The 16,328-nt window shown below is 67.2% G+C and carries 11 protein-coding genes; 6 read left to right on the top strand and 5 right to left on the bottom strand.

The window, feature by feature from the left end; all coding sequences use genetic code 11:
* The first annotated feature begins 11 nt into the window (after positions 1-11).
* The 4 genes from hpaD (at position 12) to LCL61_RS23075 (ending at position 3,778) form a co-directional block, all read left to right on the top strand.
* Positions 12-1,106 carry a 3,4-dihydroxyphenylacetate 2,3-dioxygenase gene (gene hpaD, locus LCL61_RS23090; RefSeq protein ID WP_340681628.1) on the top strand — a complete coding sequence of 365 codons (1,095 nt, stop codon included), beginning with the start codon at positions 12-14 and terminating at the stop codon, positions 1,104-1,106.
* Positions 1,107-1,115: 9 nt separating this feature from the next.
* Positions 1,116-1,901 (top strand): 2-oxo-hept-4-ene-1,7-dioate hydratase, encoded by a 786-nt coding sequence (gene hpaH / locus LCL61_RS23085; RefSeq protein WP_340681627.1) that lies wholly within the window; start codon positions 1,116-1,118, stop codon positions 1,899-1,901.
* Entirely contained in the window at positions 1,886-2,659 is a 774-nt protein-coding gene (locus LCL61_RS23080) for an HpcH/HpaI aldolase family protein (protein ID WP_340681626.1), read from the top strand. Before hpaH ends, LCL61_RS23080 begins: the two co-directional genes overlap by 16 nt.
* A 588-nt stretch (positions 2,660-3,247) precedes the next feature.
* On the top strand, positions 3,248-3,778 hold the full coding sequence (locus LCL61_RS23075; protein WP_340681625.1) for a DsbA family oxidoreductase: 531 nt from the start codon (positions 3,248-3,250) through the stop codon (positions 3,776-3,778).
* Between the two features lie 111 nt (positions 3,779-3,889).
* Here the strand turns inward: LCL61_RS23075 and LCL61_RS23070 are convergent, their stop codons facing one another.
* A complete protein-coding gene (locus LCL61_RS23070; protein ID WP_340681624.1) occupies positions 3,890-6,178 on the bottom strand; it encodes an ATP-binding protein in 2,289 nt (762 codons plus the stop codon).
* 284 nt (positions 6,179-6,462) lie between these two features.
* Between LCL61_RS23070 and LCL61_RS23065 the strand changes: the two genes are divergently transcribed.
* Positions 6,463-7,011, top strand: a complete 549-nt coding sequence (locus tag LCL61_RS23065) for a hypothetical protein (RefSeq protein ID WP_340681623.1) — start codon at positions 6,463-6,465, stop codon at positions 7,009-7,011.
* A gap of 26 nt (positions 7,012-7,037) precedes the next feature.
* Here the strand turns inward: LCL61_RS23065 and LCL61_RS23060 are convergent, their stop codons facing one another.
* The gene (locus LCL61_RS23060; RefSeq protein WP_340681622.1) at positions 7,038-7,445 is read right to left on the bottom strand and encodes a hypothetical protein; all 408 of its coding nucleotides are present in this window, start codon (positions 7,443-7,445) and stop codon (positions 7,038-7,040) included.
* A 307-nt stretch (positions 7,446-7,752) separates the two neighbouring features.
* On the opposite strand from LCL61_RS23060, the gene LCL61_RS23055 reads away from it, so the two are divergent.
* Positions 7,753-8,388, top strand: coding sequence for a hypothetical protein (locus LCL61_RS23055; RefSeq protein WP_340681621.1), 636 nt, complete (start codon positions 7,753-7,755; stop codon positions 8,386-8,388).
* A gap of 70 nt (positions 8,389-8,458) precedes the next feature.
* Here LCL61_RS23055 and LCL61_RS23050 read toward each other — a convergent pair whose 3' ends face one another.
* From LCL61_RS23050 to LCL61_RS23040, 3 genes are read right to left on the bottom strand one after another with little or no spacing between them, the layout of a single operon-like run.
* A complete protein-coding gene (locus LCL61_RS23050) occupies positions 8,459-12,193 on the bottom strand; it encodes a glycoside hydrolase family 2 TIM barrel-domain containing protein (protein WP_340681620.1) in 3,735 nt (1,244 codons plus the stop codon).
* Between the two features lie 22 nt (positions 12,194-12,215).
* Entirely contained in the window at positions 12,216-13,673 is a 1,458-nt protein-coding gene (locus LCL61_RS23045; protein ID WP_340681619.1) for a family 43 glycosylhydrolase, read from the bottom strand.
* Between the two features lie 2 nt (positions 13,674-13,675).
* Positions 13,676-16,210 (bottom strand): alpha-L-arabinofuranosidase C-terminal domain-containing protein, encoded by a 2,535-nt coding sequence (locus LCL61_RS23040; protein WP_340681618.1) that lies wholly within the window; start codon positions 16,208-16,210, stop codon positions 13,676-13,678.
* Positions 16,211-16,328 lie beyond the last annotated feature (118 nt).

The raw sequence follows: 16,328 nt of genomic DNA, 5'->3' as shown, positions 1-16,328 counted from the left end.
AGGATGACGCAATGAAGCCGATCCCCACCCCGAAATCGCCGCCGCCGGACGTCCTGCGCTGCGCGTACATGGAACTCATCGTCACCGATCTGGCGCGTTCGCGCGCGTTCTACGCCGACGTCCTCGGCCTGACGGTGACCGAGGAGGACGAGACCACGGTCAGCCTCCGCACGATCGACGAGTTCATCCACCACAACCTCGTGCTGCGCCAGGGACCGGTCGCCGCGGTCGCGGCGTTCTCGTACCGGGTGCGGTCACCGGAGGACCTGGACAAGGCAGTCGCGTTCTACACGGAGCTGGGCTGCCGCGTCGAGCGCAACGAGAACGGGTTCACCCAAGGCATCGGCGACTCGGTCCGGGTGCAGGACCCCCTCGGTTTCCCGCTCGAGTTCTTCCACGACGTCGAGCACGTCGACAGACTCAGCTGGCGCTATGACCTGCACGTCCCTGGCGCGCTGGTCCGGCTCGACCACTTCAACCAGGTCACGCCGGACGTCCCGCTCGCGGTGAAGCATATGGAAGACCTCAACTTCCGGGTCACCGAAGACATCCAGGACGATCAGGGGGTCACCTACGCGGCCTGGATGCGCCGCAAGCCGACCGTGCACGACACCGCGATGACCGGCGGCGACGGGCCGCGGATGCACCACGTCGCCTTCGCCACGCACGAGAAGCACAACATCCTGTCCATTTGCGACAAACTCGGCTCGCTGCGGATGTCGGACCACATCGAACGCGGCCCCGGCAGGCACGGTGTGTCGAACGCGTTCTACCTGTACCTGCGCGACCCCGACGGGCACCGCGTCGAGATCTACACGCAGGACTACTACACCGGCGACCCGGACAACCCGGTCGTCACCTGGGACGTGCACGACAACCAGCGCCGCGACTGGTGGGGCACGCCGGTCGTCCCGTCCTGGTACACCGACGCCTCGCTGGTACTCGACCTCGACGGCAAGCCGCAGCCGGTGGTAGCGAGGACCGAGGAAAGCGAACTGGAGGTCACCATCGGCGCCGACGGCTTCTCCTACACCCGCAAAGGTGACGACGAAGGCGAACTGCCGGCCTGGAAACAGGGCGAGTACAAACTCGGCAACCAGCTCTGAGGCGGGGACATGCTCGGACAGGAAACGATCATCGCGATCGCCGACGAACTGGCGGCCGCGGAGGAGGCCCGGCAAACGATCCCGCTGCTGACGGGGCGCTACCCGGACATGACCGTCGAGGACTCGTACGCCGTGCAGAACGAATGGCGGCGCCGGGGTATCGCGGCGGGGCGCCGTCCGGTCGGGCGCAAGATCGGGCTCACGTCGAAGGTCATGCAGGCCGCCACCGGGATCACCGAACCCGACTACGGCGCCATCTTCGCCGACATGGTGTTCGAGAACGGTTCCGTGATCGAGCACAGCCGGTTCTCGAACGTGCGCATCGAGGTCGAGCTGGCCTTCGTGCTCCGTGATTCCCTCTCGGGGCCGGACGCCACGGTGTTCGACGTATTGCGGGCGACCGAATACGTCGTGCCCGCTCTGGAGATCCTGTCCTCCCGGATCGAGATGGCCGGCCGGACCATCGTCGACACGATCAGCGACAACGCGGCCATGGGCGGGATGGTCTACGGCGGCAACCCGGTCGCCGTGGACGCCGTCGACCTGCGGTGGGTTTCGGCGCTGTTGTACCGCAACGAAACCATCGAGGAATCCGGCGTCGCCGCCGCGGTGCTGAACCATCCCGCGAACGGCGTCGCCTGGCTGGCGAACAAGCTCGCTCAGCACGGTGACAAACTCGACCCGGGTGACATCGTGCTGGCCGGGTCGTTCACGCGGCCGATGTGGGTGCACCCCGGCGACACCGTGACCGCCGATTACCGGGATCTGGGGGCGATCACATGCCGCTTCGTCTAGCTCCGCCGTTCCGGGATCAGCTGGGCGAGCGGCCGCGGATCGGCATGTGGGTCACGTCGGGCAGCCCGGTGGTCGCGGAGATCTGCGCGGGTTCCGGGCTCGACTGGCTGCTCGTCGACACCGAGCACTCCCCCGCCGGGCTGGAGACGGTGCAGTCGTTGCTGCAGACGATCGCCGCGTATCCGATCACGCCGATGGTGCGCGCCCCGTCCGGTGACGCGGTCGCGCTGAAGCAACTGCTCGACCTGGGCGCGCAGAACCTGCTGGTGCCCATGGTCGACAGCGCGGAGGAAGCGGAAGCCGTGGTGCGGGCCGTCCGTTATCCGCCACGTGGCGTGCGTGGTGTCGGCAGCGCCCTGTCGCGGTCGGCGCGCTGGAACCGAGTCGAGGACTATCTCGCGAAGGCCGAAGAGTTCACGTCGCTGTTCGTCCAGATCGAGTCGACGACGGGAGTCGCGGCGGCCGCCGAGATCGCCGCTGTCGACGGCGTCGACGGGGTGTTCGTCGGACCGTCCGATCTGGCCGCCTCGATGGGGCTGCTCGGAAAGCAGACGCACCCCGACGTCACCTCGGCCGTCTTGAGCACCTTCGAGGCCGTCCTTGCTCTGGGGAAACCGGTGGGAGTCAACGCGTTCGACCCTGCGCAGGCTCAGCGCTATCTTGACGCCGGCGCTTCGTTCGTGCTGGTCGGTGCTGATGTCACCCTCCTCGCACAAGGTTCGGAGGCGCTCGCGCGGCGGCATCCGCCGGACTCATGACCGGGCGGTGGGCCGCCACGCCCTGCCGTCGTGGCGACCCACCGCGTCTCTCATCCTGTCGCGCAGGATGCCGTTCCGAGCCGGAACTCCGACGATGCCGTCGCCGTCACCGTCGAAGGTGGCGTGTCCTGGTGGCGTGTCCGTGAAGGCCTCCTTCCCTACTTTCAGGGTAGGGAAGGAGGCCTTCACGGACTGCTCGGTTCANATTCGGGTTAGAGGCCGAATCGCCACTCACGACCACCTGCACCGACCGCGCACCCCGCCTCCGCCAACGTTGCGAAAGCCTCTTTCGCAACACGCCACCGTTGCCCTACCCCCACTAGAACCGTTATCACCACACACCGGGAAGACATCCGCGCCCATGGACTCAAGCCGGATTCGTCGACCGCGCCTCACGATCAGCGACCGAAGCCACCGGCAATCGACCTGCCGCGACAGCACCAGCCGCGGCGACAACACCGATGAACCCGAAAACAACACCGAAGGCCAACGTAGGGCTCGATTCGAGACCCGCCAGAACCGCGCCCGTCACCGCCACCCACCGAACTCGCCGCCGCGGAGGGTCTTACGTACGACCTCGACAACGCCGTGTCGGTCAACACACTCGACGCCCACCGCCTCAACCATCTCGCCGACCAGCACGGGCTCGGCGATCGGATGCACGAGCGGCTGCTCAAGGCGCATCTCTGTGATGGCGAGATCGTCGACGATCTCGACACGCTGGTCCGGCTCGGCACCGAGGTCGGCGTCCCCGAGGACGAGGCGCGTGAAGTACTGGAGGGCACGAAGTACGCGGGCGAGGTCGACGTGGATTTCGCCGAGGCGCGCAGGATCGGCGTGAACGGGGTGCCGTTCTTCGTGCTGAACGGCGCTTATGGCGTTTCCGGCGCGCAGTCCGCGGTCACATCCTTTCCGCGCTGGAAAAAGCACACGAATCACGATAGAGCCACGGAAACCCACGAACTGACGGTCGTCCCCGTCGACGGCGATCACCGCATCGACGCCGACGGCGACGAGCGCGGTTCAGGGCTCCGGAGCCCTTCTCGAAGGCGAACTGCCCAGCACAGACCGACCGGGTGGCGATCAACAAACTCACCGGGGTCGACTGCGAACACGTGACACCCGGACGAAGATCACTCCCGGCCGGGCCGCCGATCTGGCCCTGATCTCCGACCAGCGTCGCGAATTCGACCGCCGCCCGATTTCCGGAAGCGGACTCGGACGAGGAGCTCAGCGGCGGTTTGGCTGGTCAGCCGATCCCGCGGCACGAGCGGCGGTGCCGTGCTCGGCGGCCCAGGTGGCGATGCGGGTGCGGTTCGGGAGGCCGAGTTTGTCGAGGATGCGTTCGACGTGGCCTTCGGCGGTGCGTTTGGCGATGACCAATCGGGTGGCGATCTGCTGGTTGGTCAGCCCTTCGGCAACGAGTTCGGCGACCTCCAGTTCGCGCCGGGTCAACAGCTCCCAGCCGTCGAACGACGGGGCGGGCTCCAGCGGCGGTGGTTGTTCGTCGAGGGCGTAGGCCATGGCGTCGTCGAAGTCGAGAGCCGCGCCGAGGTCGAACGCCGCCCGGTAGGCGGCGTCACCGAGACCGCGGCGGACGATCACTTCGCAGTGCTCACTGGCGGCGAGCAGGGCTGCGGAGCCGAGCTGGGGCAGGCTGAAGGTATGCCAGAGCCGGTGCGCGATGCCGAGCAGACAGGCGGCCCTGTCCGCCTGTCCCAGTGCCGCGGTCGCCTGTGCGAGCACGTCCAGGGTGACCGCGATCCCGGCCTGATCGGTCAGCAGGCGTTTGAACCGCAGTGCGTCACGGGCGAAGTTCACCGCTGTGCCGGTGTCACCCCGTCCCATCTCCGCCAAGGCACGGACATAGCTGAGATACGAGCGCATCCAGCGTTCGCCGTACCGATCGCACGCTGCCCGGCCGTCCTCCGTCACGGCGACCGCACGGTCGTATTTCCCTGCCGCAGCAAGTGAGATGGACTGCACGGCCAACGCGGCGAACAGCCCGGTCCCGGGATCACCGCCGCACCGGTGCAGGTTCGCGGCACGCTCGGCCAGTTCCGCTCCCCGCATCGGGTCACCACGGAGCATCGCGGCCAGTCCCGCGACGTGAACGGTCCACCCGGTGGTCGCGGTGTCGCCGTGCTGTTCGACGTAGGCCATGCCGGGAGCGAGACTGGCGTCCGCCGCATCCAGGTCGCCCTGAGCCAGGAGCAGCCAAGCACGGGCCCACACCGCGACGGCCCACGTCGGGCTCGGCACCGGGTTCAGTGCCAGCGCGCGGTCCAAGTGATGCCGCCCCTCGCGCACGTACCCGCAACCGAACCAGTAGCACCTCAGCGCGGTGGCCAGTTCCAGCCCCAGCAGATGTTCCCGGCGATCGCCGAGGCAGAAATCCATCGCGGCCCGGACATTGGCGTGTTCGCGGTTCAGCCGTTCGTACCAGTCGAGCTGGTCCGGGCCGCACCAGTGCGCTTCGAACCTCTTCGCCAGGCGCAGGTAATGATCGCGGTGGCGCCGCAGCAGCACCTCCTCATCGCCTGTCTGCCGCAACCGGTCGCGGCCGTAGTCGCGGAGCGTGTCCAGCTGGCGGTAGCGCATCCCGGATCGGTGTTCCTCGCATCGCAGGACCGACTTGTCCACCAACCCCGCCACCAGCTCCACCATCCTCTCGGCACGAAGCCGGTCATCGGAGCAGACTTCGCGGACGGCGGTCAGATCGAAGGTTCCGGCGAAAACGGACATCCGTGCCCACAGCAGCCGCTCCGCCGGAGTGCACAAGTCGTGGCTCCAGCCGATCGCGGTCTCCAACGTCGCGTGTCGCACCGGCCCGCCACGGCAGCCACCGACCAGCAGGTCGAACCGGTCATCAAGGCGGTCCAGCACGTCTCGCACCGAATGGGCCTGTATTTGCGCCGCCGCCAGCTCGATCGCCAGCGGGATCCCGTCGAGGCGCCGGCAGATCCGCACGACAGTCTCGGTGTCCTGCTCGGTCAAGCCGAAACTCGCGCGTACGGCACGAGCTCGCTCGACGAACAGGTTCGCTCCGTCGGACAACGCGCCGTGTTCCTGGGGTCGGACCGTCAGCGGCGGCACCTGATACAAGCACTCTCCGGTGACCCTCAGTGACTGCCGGCTGGTGGCCAGCACACGCAGGTCCGGTGCGGCTCGCAGCAGCCGGTGGACCAGCACCGCACACGGATCCACCAGATGCTCACAGGTATCCAGCACCAGCAACAGCGACCGTGTCGCCAGGTACTCGGCCAGCACGTCGGTCAAGGGGCGCGGCGTCACATCCTGCACGCCCAGCACCTCCGCCACCGCCTGGGCGAGCAGACCGGCATCCCGCAACGCCGCGAGCTCCACCCACCACACCCCGTCGGCGAAGCCCTTCCGCAATTCCGCCGCGACACGCAGGGCCAGCCGGGACTTCCCCACCCCACCGGGCCCGGTCACCGTCACCAGCCGCGAATCCGCCACCAAGCGCTTGAGCTCGCCCCGCTCTCGGCGCCGGCCCACGAAACTCGACACCTCGGCCGGTAACATACCCGCTCGCCTGGTCACGATCCCTCACATCCGAGCATCGACTCCGGACGGACAAGGACGACCTGGGACACGGTACTCGCACGTCCATCCCCAGCGAACCGGCTCACCTGTACGGAGCAACCGGTCCCCGATCGTGGCGCGACGGTTCGGGTTCGACCACGGCGCGCCCACCTTCGTCCTCAATGGACACTCGACCACCCGCCGGCATCTCGCCGAGCCGATCCGGCGCTCGGCCGGTTCGGAGTAGGCTCCTGATCATGCCCGCACTACCGCGTGGCGGCCGTCCCGCGGAGGCACTGGCCACCATCCAAGCGAGTATCGACGCTGTCTGGCTGGAGCTTCTCGCCGAGTACGGCGTCACGGCGGGAACCGTCGATGAGATCGATCTCGCCGAAACGGTGCTGGCCGATCCGTCGTCCTTCGAGTGGCGGGTGGTCGATGCCGCCCTAGTACGGTTGCGGTGCGCCGAGTGCGGCAGCGAACTCGGCTCCGGGCCATCAGGCTGCGAACCGTGCGATCAAGCGAACGCGTTCCGCTTCGCCGCGATAGAGGTCGATCGTCCCGCGACCCCGCCGGGCACCGAACACGGCCTCCGCGTCGCGTCCGCCGTCGCGCGCACACGGCACCGCTACCCACCGAGGGTCCGCTGCGGATACGAGCTCGGGTTGCCGGATCTCCTCGACGGCAGGCTGCCCGGCACCCCGCAGGCACAAGCCCTCAGGGCGGCGATCAACAAGCTCACCGACGACGAACGCGAACGCGTCACCACGTTCGACGAAGTGACCGCGCTCGCCGCCGGCCGGTAGGACTCCGTCAGCTCACGACCGGATGATCAGTAGTCGTCGCGACCCGTGAATTGTTGTTCGAGTAGTTCCGCCGAGCCGGCGACGAGTTCGAGCGGGTCGGTGAACTCGTTGATGTCGAGATTCACCAACGGCAGGGAATGGCGCAGCACCAGGTGCTCCCCCATGACCACCAGTCCCCCGACGACGATCGTGTTGCCGATCTCGGTCAGCACGGTGGCCAGGTCGACCTCGCTGACCCGCGCGAACGGTGTCGCGATCTGCACCCAGTCCTCGCGGCGGTCGAAGATCTCCCGTGCGATGACCACGGTCTGTGCCCGCTCTTCGTAGTCGTCGTCGTCGCCGTAGGACAAGCGGATGCGAATTTCGTCCGGTTCGTCCTTCACGACCCGATATTCGTGTCGTACGAACGCGACCAGATCGGCCCATTCCGCCATGATTTCAGTCTCCCTCGCAGTCGAAGATCAAGACTAGCGACTGCCCGGGCGAAGAGACCGGCCTCGCCTCGACATCACCCGGACAGCGGCGGCCCGCGCTTGTTCCGATACCGAAGTTTTAGCCCTGCAGGGTGAAACGCGTGCCGTTAGGTCCTACGACCGGATCACCCAAGGTCCAGCGAGAGCCTGCACCAAGATCCGCCCCGATGACTTCGCGCCCGGAAATTCCCAAGCGGGCTGAGTCTGAAGCCAATCTCTTCTTGATCTTGTTGTAGTCTCCTTCAGCATCTTTGGCAGGGGAGATCATGTGACGAACAACGATCGCGGCCGGTCGAAAACCGACCAGGCGAGAAACGTCAAAACCTCGGATCCGGCAGTGGCCGCGGCGCTTGTCAGCCGACGTGGAGCGATTTTGGCGGCTGTCATAACCGCGGTGGTGGGCCTGGTGGGCGCGGTGGTCGTGGCACTCATCAACACCAGTGCACAGCCGGCGAAAGGCGCCGACGACCGAGGTTCGCCATCCGGGTCGTCGTCGCAAGATGCCACCAGCGCGCAGCAACAGGGGAACAAACCCGCTGAAGCCGTCCCCGAGCAGGTGAAGCTCGATGCGGACATGGGGGTCGACCTCGACGCCTCCCGCGCCACCCCGGTGTCCGCATCGGGCCCCAACGGCGACATAGACCTCTATTTCAACGGAAGCTATTTGGCCGCCAATCGATCGGGCCTGTTCTATTACTACGGAACCGAGCAGGAAGCCGCGGCGCAGTGCCCGAAGATCGTTTCCGAGGGAAAGGGAACGGTTCCCGGCCCCGAGGTGATATTCGCCGGTGTGCAACATTGCCTGAGGACATCCAAGGGAACGGTCGGATGGCTCAGCGCGAACGATGTCAAGATCGCCGAGAATTCCGGATACATCGTGCTCAATTACAAGTTGTTCAACTAGCCGACGGGTGCCGCGAAAGCCACTTTCGAGACATCAGGTGTCGTGAAAGTGGCTTTCGCGACGTCCAAGGTCACCCGCCGGTCGGCAGCCCCACCCGCGCTTCCTGCACGGTCAACGGCCGAAGCGACAGCGTGTACTCATACGTGCTGTCAGCTCGGACCTGACTGTGTTCCCGCACCGGGTTGGGCGTGTCCCCGACTCCGGTCACCGCGTGGCTCGCGTGCAGCGTGAACCAGCCCTTGTTGCGCTGCAGCTGGAAGGGGTATGCCGCCCGATCGAGGTCGTCGAACGGCGTCACGCTGACGTCGTTCGCGCCCCCGACCAGCAGGCCACCGGTCCGGCCGTCGGTGAGCAGCGCCCACCGGCTGTCGGTGTGGTTTCCGTGGTCCTGCGGCCGGTGGTACTCGACGTACTGCTCGTCCACCGTGCTCGACTGCACGCCGATCGGCGTCCCGTCCTTGCGGTCGACGTAGCTCTCTGCTTTCCGTCCATACCAGGCGAACCGGTCGTATCGGTCCGGCACCGCGAGCGAGACACCGATCCGGGGCAGATACGGCAAAGTTCGCACACTTCCCTGCGGGATCACCCGATTGCCGAGGATCAGCGTCCCGGTCCGGTCGACGGCGTAGGTCATCGTCTGGTCGAACCACGCCCCGGCGACGTCCGGAGCCGCGACCCGGCTGTCGACGATCACCCGTACACCGCGCGAGCCGTCCTTCTCGACCCGGACGTCCGTGACCGTGGTCTTCAACCGGTCCAGCCCGGCCTTGCGCCAGTCCTCGCCCTCTGCCCTGCCCCAGGCGAAGGTCTCGTTGCTGATGGGTGCCCGCCATGCGTCGAGCTTCGGCCCTGCGGTCAGCAGTTCCTTGCCCTGGTGCCGGATGGACGCCAGCGCACCGGTGGTCTTGTCCACCCGGTACGTGACCCCGGCCGCCGACGCCGTCACCGAACCCTCGTCCTCGACGACCCCCACGGACCTCCCGTCGAGCGGAGTCCGGTCCAGGCCGGGGATCCGCTTCCCGCCCAGGGAGAACTGGTCGTGTGCCAGGACGTGTCCCCGCGCGAGCATCGGCTCGCCCTGGGTCGTCACCGCCTCGACGGTGAGGAACCGTTCGCGATCCGCGGGATTCGGCGGTACCGGGACGGCGACGTTCCCGGTCGACCCGGCACCGACCCGCAGCGGCTGTTCGCCGCGCGCGACGACCCGCGAGCCTTCCTGGATCCGCCACCGCAAATTCAGCTCATCGGTGCCCTTGAACTGCCGCTCGTTGGTCACCGACACCGTGCCACCGGAGTAGGCGAACCGGAGCGGCTGATGCGCCCACGCCATCTGCGCGGTCTCCGGCTGCGCCGAACGATCCGAGTCGATCAGACCATCCACACCGGACAGACTGGAGCCGTACGACAGGTGGCTCCCCCGGTCCGTGACACTGTCGAAGTCCAGCGCCAGGACAGCCCCGCCCGCCGATGTGGAGCCGGACAGCTCCGCGGCGGACAGCGGCTTGTCGTAGATGCGGACGTCGTCGACGGCGCCGCGGCCCATCCAGCCGATGCTCGACGGGTCGTTCCACGACGTCTCGAAGTCGCGGCCGATGTTGACCTCCGCCGAAGACGAGTCGATCGCGCCGGTGAACGGCTTGCTCGCTACCTCCTTGCCGTCGAGATAGAGCCGCAGGGCGGTTCCGTCATAGGTACCGCTCACCCGGTGCCAGTTGCCGTAGAAGTCGGCGGGCACCTTCGCCTGCACCGCCTGCCACGTTCCACTGTGGATGAAGAACTCCAGCGTGTCCTGCGTCTTCATCTTGAGCGCGTACTGGTGGTCTCCCTTGCCGAGGATGCGGAAATCGCCGGTCCACTTCCCCGGTTTAACCCAGGCGTCCAAGGTCAGCGCCTTCCCGGTGATGTCGAGTTTCCGGTCGCGGTAGACCTCGACGAAATCGTCCAGCCCGGACAGCGCCAGCGCCTTGCCGCGATGACCGTCGACCAGCTCCGGTTCGCCGCTGAGATGCGCCGAGATGTCGTTGCCCGACGCATCGGGCGTGATCCGGATCCGCTGCCGGATGTTCTGCTCCGCCCAGTCCCAGATGAACCCGCCCTGGGTCTGCGGATTCGCCCGGATCGTGTCCCAGAACTCCCGGAAGTTGCCGAGACTGTTGCCCATGGCGTGGGCGTACTCGCCGAAGATCAGCGGTTTGGTGGTGTTCTTCGCCTGCTCGGCGAACTTCTCCGGAGACGGATACCGCGGCCCCCACACATCCGCGAACGGCGCGTCCCCGTCCGGACTGTTCGACTGGTGGTAGATCGGCCGGGTCGGTTCGTTCGCGTCCAGCCATTCCGCCAGCGCGAAGTGATGCGCGCCGAGGCCCGCCTCGTTGCCGGTGTCCCACAGGAAGACGCTCGGGTGGTTCTTGTCCCGTTCGACCATGCCGATCATGCGGTCGAAGAACGCGTCCCGCCAAGCCGGGTCGTTCGCCTGGCAGTACCGGGCGCAGTTCTCGTGGTTGTGGGTCTCGATGTCGATCTCGTCGTCGATCCAGAGCCCGTGCCGGTCGGCCAGCTCGTAGAAATAGGGATCCGACGGGTAGTGCGAGGTGCGGACCGCGTTGACGTTGAGCTGCTTCATCAACGCGACGTCGCGTTCCTGCGCACGCCGGGGCACGTGCCTGCCGTGGTCGGGGTCGGTCTCCGCCCGGTTGACACCTTTGAAGAGCACCCGTTTCCCGTTGACCAGCAACTGTTTGTCGCGGATCTCGATCTCGCGGAAGCCCACCGTCTCGCTGGTGATGTGCGTGACGCGGCCGTCGGGCGCGCTCAACGTGAGTACCGCCGTGTACAGGTTCGGTGTCTCGTCGGTCCACTTCGCCGGGTTGCGGACGGGCAGGTTCAGCGTGGTCTTGCCACCGGCCTCGACCTCACCGCTCGCGGCCCCGGCCTCCTTGCCCGCGGCGTCGCGCAGGCTCAGCCCGACACGGTGCTTGCCGGCGGTCCCGCCGGGTTTGGTGGCGACCTCGACCGCGGCCTTGAGTGTGGCGTCGGTGTAGGTCGCGTCGAGGTCCGTCGTCAGCCCGACGTCCTGGATGAACGTACGCGGCGCCGAATGCAGGGTCACCGAGCGGAAGATGCCCGAGTACCGCCACTGGTCGACGTCCTCCAGATAGGCGCCCGCGCTCCAGCGGTGCACCTGGACGGCGATCCGGTTCGAGCCCGGTCGCAGCGCGGAAGAGAGGTCGAACTCCGCCGGCGTGTAGCCGCCTTGGTCGTAGCCGATGTACTTCCCGTTGACCCAGACGAAGTACGCCGACGTGACCCCCTCGAAGCGCAGGAAGGTCTCGCGTTCCGTCCAGTCCGCGGGCAGGGTGAAGTCACGGACGTAGGCGCCGGTCGGGTTGACGTCACGCGGGACGCGCGGCGGGTCGTCGGGCTGGATCTCGGTGGCGATGTTGCGGAAGATCGGATGGTCCAGACCGTCCGTCTGCCAGGTGTGCGGCACGGACACTTCGCGCCAGCGCGACGCGTCGTAGCCGTCCTCGTGGAATCCCGCCGGGACCTGCGACGGGTTGTCCGCCATCGCGATCCGCCACTTGCCGTCGAGCGACTGCGTGTACGGACTGCGTTCATCTCGGCGGGCCGCGGCGGAGACGTCGGCGTAGGGACGCAGGAATGCGTGCGGTGGCTCCTGGCCTTCGGCGACTTTTCGTGGATCGTCAAGATAGGACTGGACGTCGGCGGCCGCCGGAGCGGCGGCCGCGACGAGGGTCCCGGCGAGCATCGCCAGGACCACGACGATGGGGCGTGTTCGCAGCACTGCGTTCAACCTCCCAGAGAGTTCAGCTGAGCCGGAAGCTGACCCGTTGACGATCCCGCACCGCGGTACCGGGACGGAAGACCAAGATCCTTCCCTTGTCGTGGGCCAAATAGGTGGAAGGCTCACCCGCAAGGCGGAACGACACCGCCAGCCGGTCGGAAAGGCCCGGAAACTGGGTGAAACTCGCCGCCCGGCCGTACGCGTCGCTCTCCTCGTACGGATCGATCCGCACGGTCGAGGCATCGACCACCCGGACGTAGCGGTCCGGGAAGTTCACCGATTGCAGTGCGACGGTTCCCGCTCCGCGGAATCCCGCGACGATCCGGAACTGCGAGTCGGCGAGCTCGCGGACGTTGCCGCCGGCGGTCAGCCGGTACTCGTAGTGCCGCACGTACAACGCCGGGTCGTCCAACGGGGACAGTCGCACGCAGGGACCGCCTTTGCCCACCGGGACACCGAAACTCGGTGTCCCGTCGTCGTTCCAGTACAGCCGCTGGACTCTCGTGTGCCGGTTCGGGTCGTACAGCGGGTCGCCGGTGATGTCGCGGTAGTCGCGGGCGTGGTACACGAGCACGTCGGCCCCGTCCTCGGCGACGGTGAACGAGTTGTGCCCCGGTCCGTACTGCCGGGTGGCCTCGTTCGTGGTGAACACCGGCTGCGGTGACTTCGTCCACGAACGCGGGTCGAGCAGGTCCGAACGTTCGTCCGCGGTGAGCAACCCCATGCAGTAGCGGGCGTCGGTGGCGCTCGCCGAGTAGGTCATGAACACCCGCCCGTTGCGGACGATCACCGCCGGCCCCTCGTTGACCTTGAATCCCTGGATCTCCCACGGCAACGTGGGCACCGCGAGCCGGACGGGTTCACCCTTGAGCGCCAGTGGCGAGGCCATCTCGGCGAGATACAGATTACTGTTGGTCGCGATCCCTGGCTCGCTCTGCGCCCACGCGAAGTAGCGTTTGCCGCGATGCTCGAACGTCGTCGCATCGAGGGTGAAGGTGTCCCACTTGGTGACCATCTGCCCGCGCAGTACCCACGTGCCAGCGCGCGGATCGTCCGAAGTGGACTCCAGCACGTAGGTCCGGATGCGGAACACGTCGTCGGAGTCACCCGCGGCGAAGTAGACGTACCAGCGCCCGTCGATCCGGTGCAGTTCCGGCGCCCAGATGTGGCCGCCCAGCTTCCCGGACGACGGACGTCGCCAGATCGTCGTCTCCCTCGCGGTGGCCAGGCCGTCGATCGTGGCGGCGCCACGCACGACGATGCGGTCGTACTCCGGCACCGAACCGGTCAGGTAGTACATCCCGTTCACCGGCCGGGTGATGAACGGGTCGGCCCGCTGTTCGACCAGGGGGTTCCGGGTGGTCAACGACGCGGGAGCGGCCTCGGCGGCTTGGGCCGTACCCGGCACCAGGCTGCCGACGGCGGTGACGGCCAAGAGCCCGCCTCCGGCTTTGAACAGGTCACGACGGTCGATGGTCATGGTCATCCCCTCACTCGGGCCGGGAACCGCAGGAAGGTCACGGAGTTCGGTGGGAACGTGTAGGTGAAGCTGTTCGACACCCCGGAGAAACGCGATTCACGTGGCGCGATCGGCGTGCTGAAAGCGGTGTTGACGTCGTCCGGCGACCCCTGCAACGTCGTCACGCGAGCGGTGGAACCCGGCTGGACGCGGGTACCGAGATCGACCCGGGTGCGGGCGGCTGAGGTCTGGGCGTTGACGACCTTGACCACGAGTTCTCCGGTTTTGACGTCGCGGGTGACGACCTGGCGGAACGGCTCGGCGACCTTGTCGTCGGTGAACGAGCCCCACTTCTGTCCGTCGAGGAACAGCGTCACTTGACGGCCCCGGACCTCGACCCGCAGGTCGTACTGCCTGCCGGTCTCGATCTTGGTGTCGTTCTGGAGCAGGGTCTGCTTGCCGCCGCCTTCGGTCTTCTCGACGGCGGAGACGGTGTTGTTCCAGCCGCCGAGGTTCCACCAGTAGTTGTTGCCGGTGTCCTTGACGCCGAACGCGACCAGGAAGCCTTCCCTGCCACCGGTCTTGGTCGCCTTCACCGAGAAGTCGTAGTTGCTCCACGACGGATCACCCGCGGTCACCAGGGTGTTCTCGGCGGCCTGGTCCGCCTGGACGTAGGCGCCGTTCGTCACCGCCCACGAACCCCGGCCCGCCACCTTCGACCAGCGCGAATCGTCGCCGGAGAAGTCGTCCGAGAACAGCTGTGCGCCGTCGGCCGACGTGACCTTGACGTCGTCGTAGGCCGCGCTCGTCGCCCAGGTGGACAGTCCGATCGCGCCGGAGATCGACGCGACCGTCGCAGGCGTGGCCGACGCCTTGCTCGGCACGACGTGGTCACCGACGTTGGTCATGAACAGCTTCTGCGTCTCGTAACTGGCCGAACCCCACGAGCGCTGGTTGTCGAACCAGATCATGTCCGGTTTCCACTGCACATAGTCGGTGTTCGCCAGCAGCGGCGCGTACGACGCGAGCTTGACGACGTCGGCGTTCCGCTCCAGCCCCGTCATGTACGCGGCCTCGGCCAGCGCGTTCCCGAACTTGTTGTCCAGCGACGCGTACTCGCCGAGGAACACCTTCGGGCCGTTGCGGTCGTAGGTGTCGTACCGCTGGTTGTTCTGCAGGAACCACTGCGGGCTGTTGTAGTAATGCTCGTCGACCATCAAGACCTTCGCGTTCCGGTTCAGGTCCCACAGCCGATCGAACGTCGTGCCGGTGTCGTCCGGTCCCGAGTTGCTGATCACCGTGATCCCCGGGTACTTCGACGCGATCGCCGTGCGGAATTCGGTGAAGCGGGCGAAGAACTCGTCCGGCAGGTTCTCTTCGTTGCCGACGCCGACATGCGTCAGGTTGAACGGCGCCGGATGCCCCATCTCGGCCCGCTTCTTGCCCCAGGGCGAGGTGACCGGGCCGTTCGCGAACTCGATCAGGTCGAGGGTGTCCTGGATGTGCCGCCGCAGCAGCGCCGGGTCGTCGGTCGCCTTGTTCTGCCCGCAGCCGGTGACCAGCGCCGGCACCACGGGCAGCGGCATCGCGCCGATGTCCTCGGAGAACTGGAAGTATTCGTAGTAACCGATGCCGTAGGATTGGTTGTAGCCCCAGAAGTTCGCGTTCGTGGCCCGCTGTTCGACCGGGCCGATCGTGTCCTTCCACTGGTAAGAACGCTTCCGCTCCCAGTTCGGTGCCTCGTAGCCCTGGTGGCTGCCGGTGTTGACGAGGCAACCGCCGGGGAACCGCACGAAACCGGGTTCGAGCGCGGCGATCTTCTCCGCGAGGTCGGCCCGCATGCCGTTGGGCCGGTTCTTGTAGGTGTCGCGCGGGAACAGCGACACCATGTCCAGTCGCAGGGTCCCGCCGCCGGACGCGGTCAGCGCGAGCCTGCCCAGCGCGCTCGACTCCCGCGCCAGGACGGTACCGGTGTAGCGCACCCAGCCGTCGCCGCGGACCTGCACCCGCAGCGGATCGGCGAGCGCCTTGCCCGCCGGATCGGTGACGGCCACCGTGAGCGGAGTGCCCGCCGCCCGATCGGTCCGGGCGAACACCGAGAAGTCGTACTGCTTGCCCTTCTCGACCCGGATCCCCGAGTTGTAACCGGAGTTCGCGACGCCGTACTCGCCTCGGGCGAGGTCGAGCTTGAGATAGCGGCGGTTCCGTTCGTTGAGCCGGCGGTCGTCGTCGGCCACCGTCGCCGTGCCGGTGCCCCCGTTGAGCGAGGTGGGTGCCCATGACGTCATCGGCGTGTACGACGCGTTGTCGGCCTTGTCGTACTCGAAGGAGCGGTTCTGCACGAGTTCCGCGTACAACCCGCCGTCCGCGGCGCGGTTGATGTCCTCGAAGAAGACGCCGTACATCGAACGGTCGATCGTGGCACCACGTCCCGCCGCGTCCACGGCGAGGGTGTAGTCGGTCGTCGGTGCCTGGCCCGAAGCGGTCTGAACGGGCACGAGGACACCGGCGGCGATGGTCAGGGACAGCACACTGATCCGGATTGACCTGCTGCGCACAGCACTTCCTTTCGCGACGTTGCGAGAAAACCGGGAGCGGCGGCGGGGGATGAAGGGGACTTTCCCCGCATGCGATGCGACGAAAGCGCCCTTCACCGCTTGACATGCGGGGAAAGTC

The organism is Amycolatopsis coloradensis, from assembly GCF_037997115.1.
GTDB lineage: Bacteria > Actinomycetota > Actinomycetes > Mycobacteriales > Pseudonocardiaceae > Amycolatopsis > Amycolatopsis coloradensis_A.
Note: the sequence above shows the minus strand (reverse complement) of the source record. Positions and strands in the feature narration are given on the sequence as shown.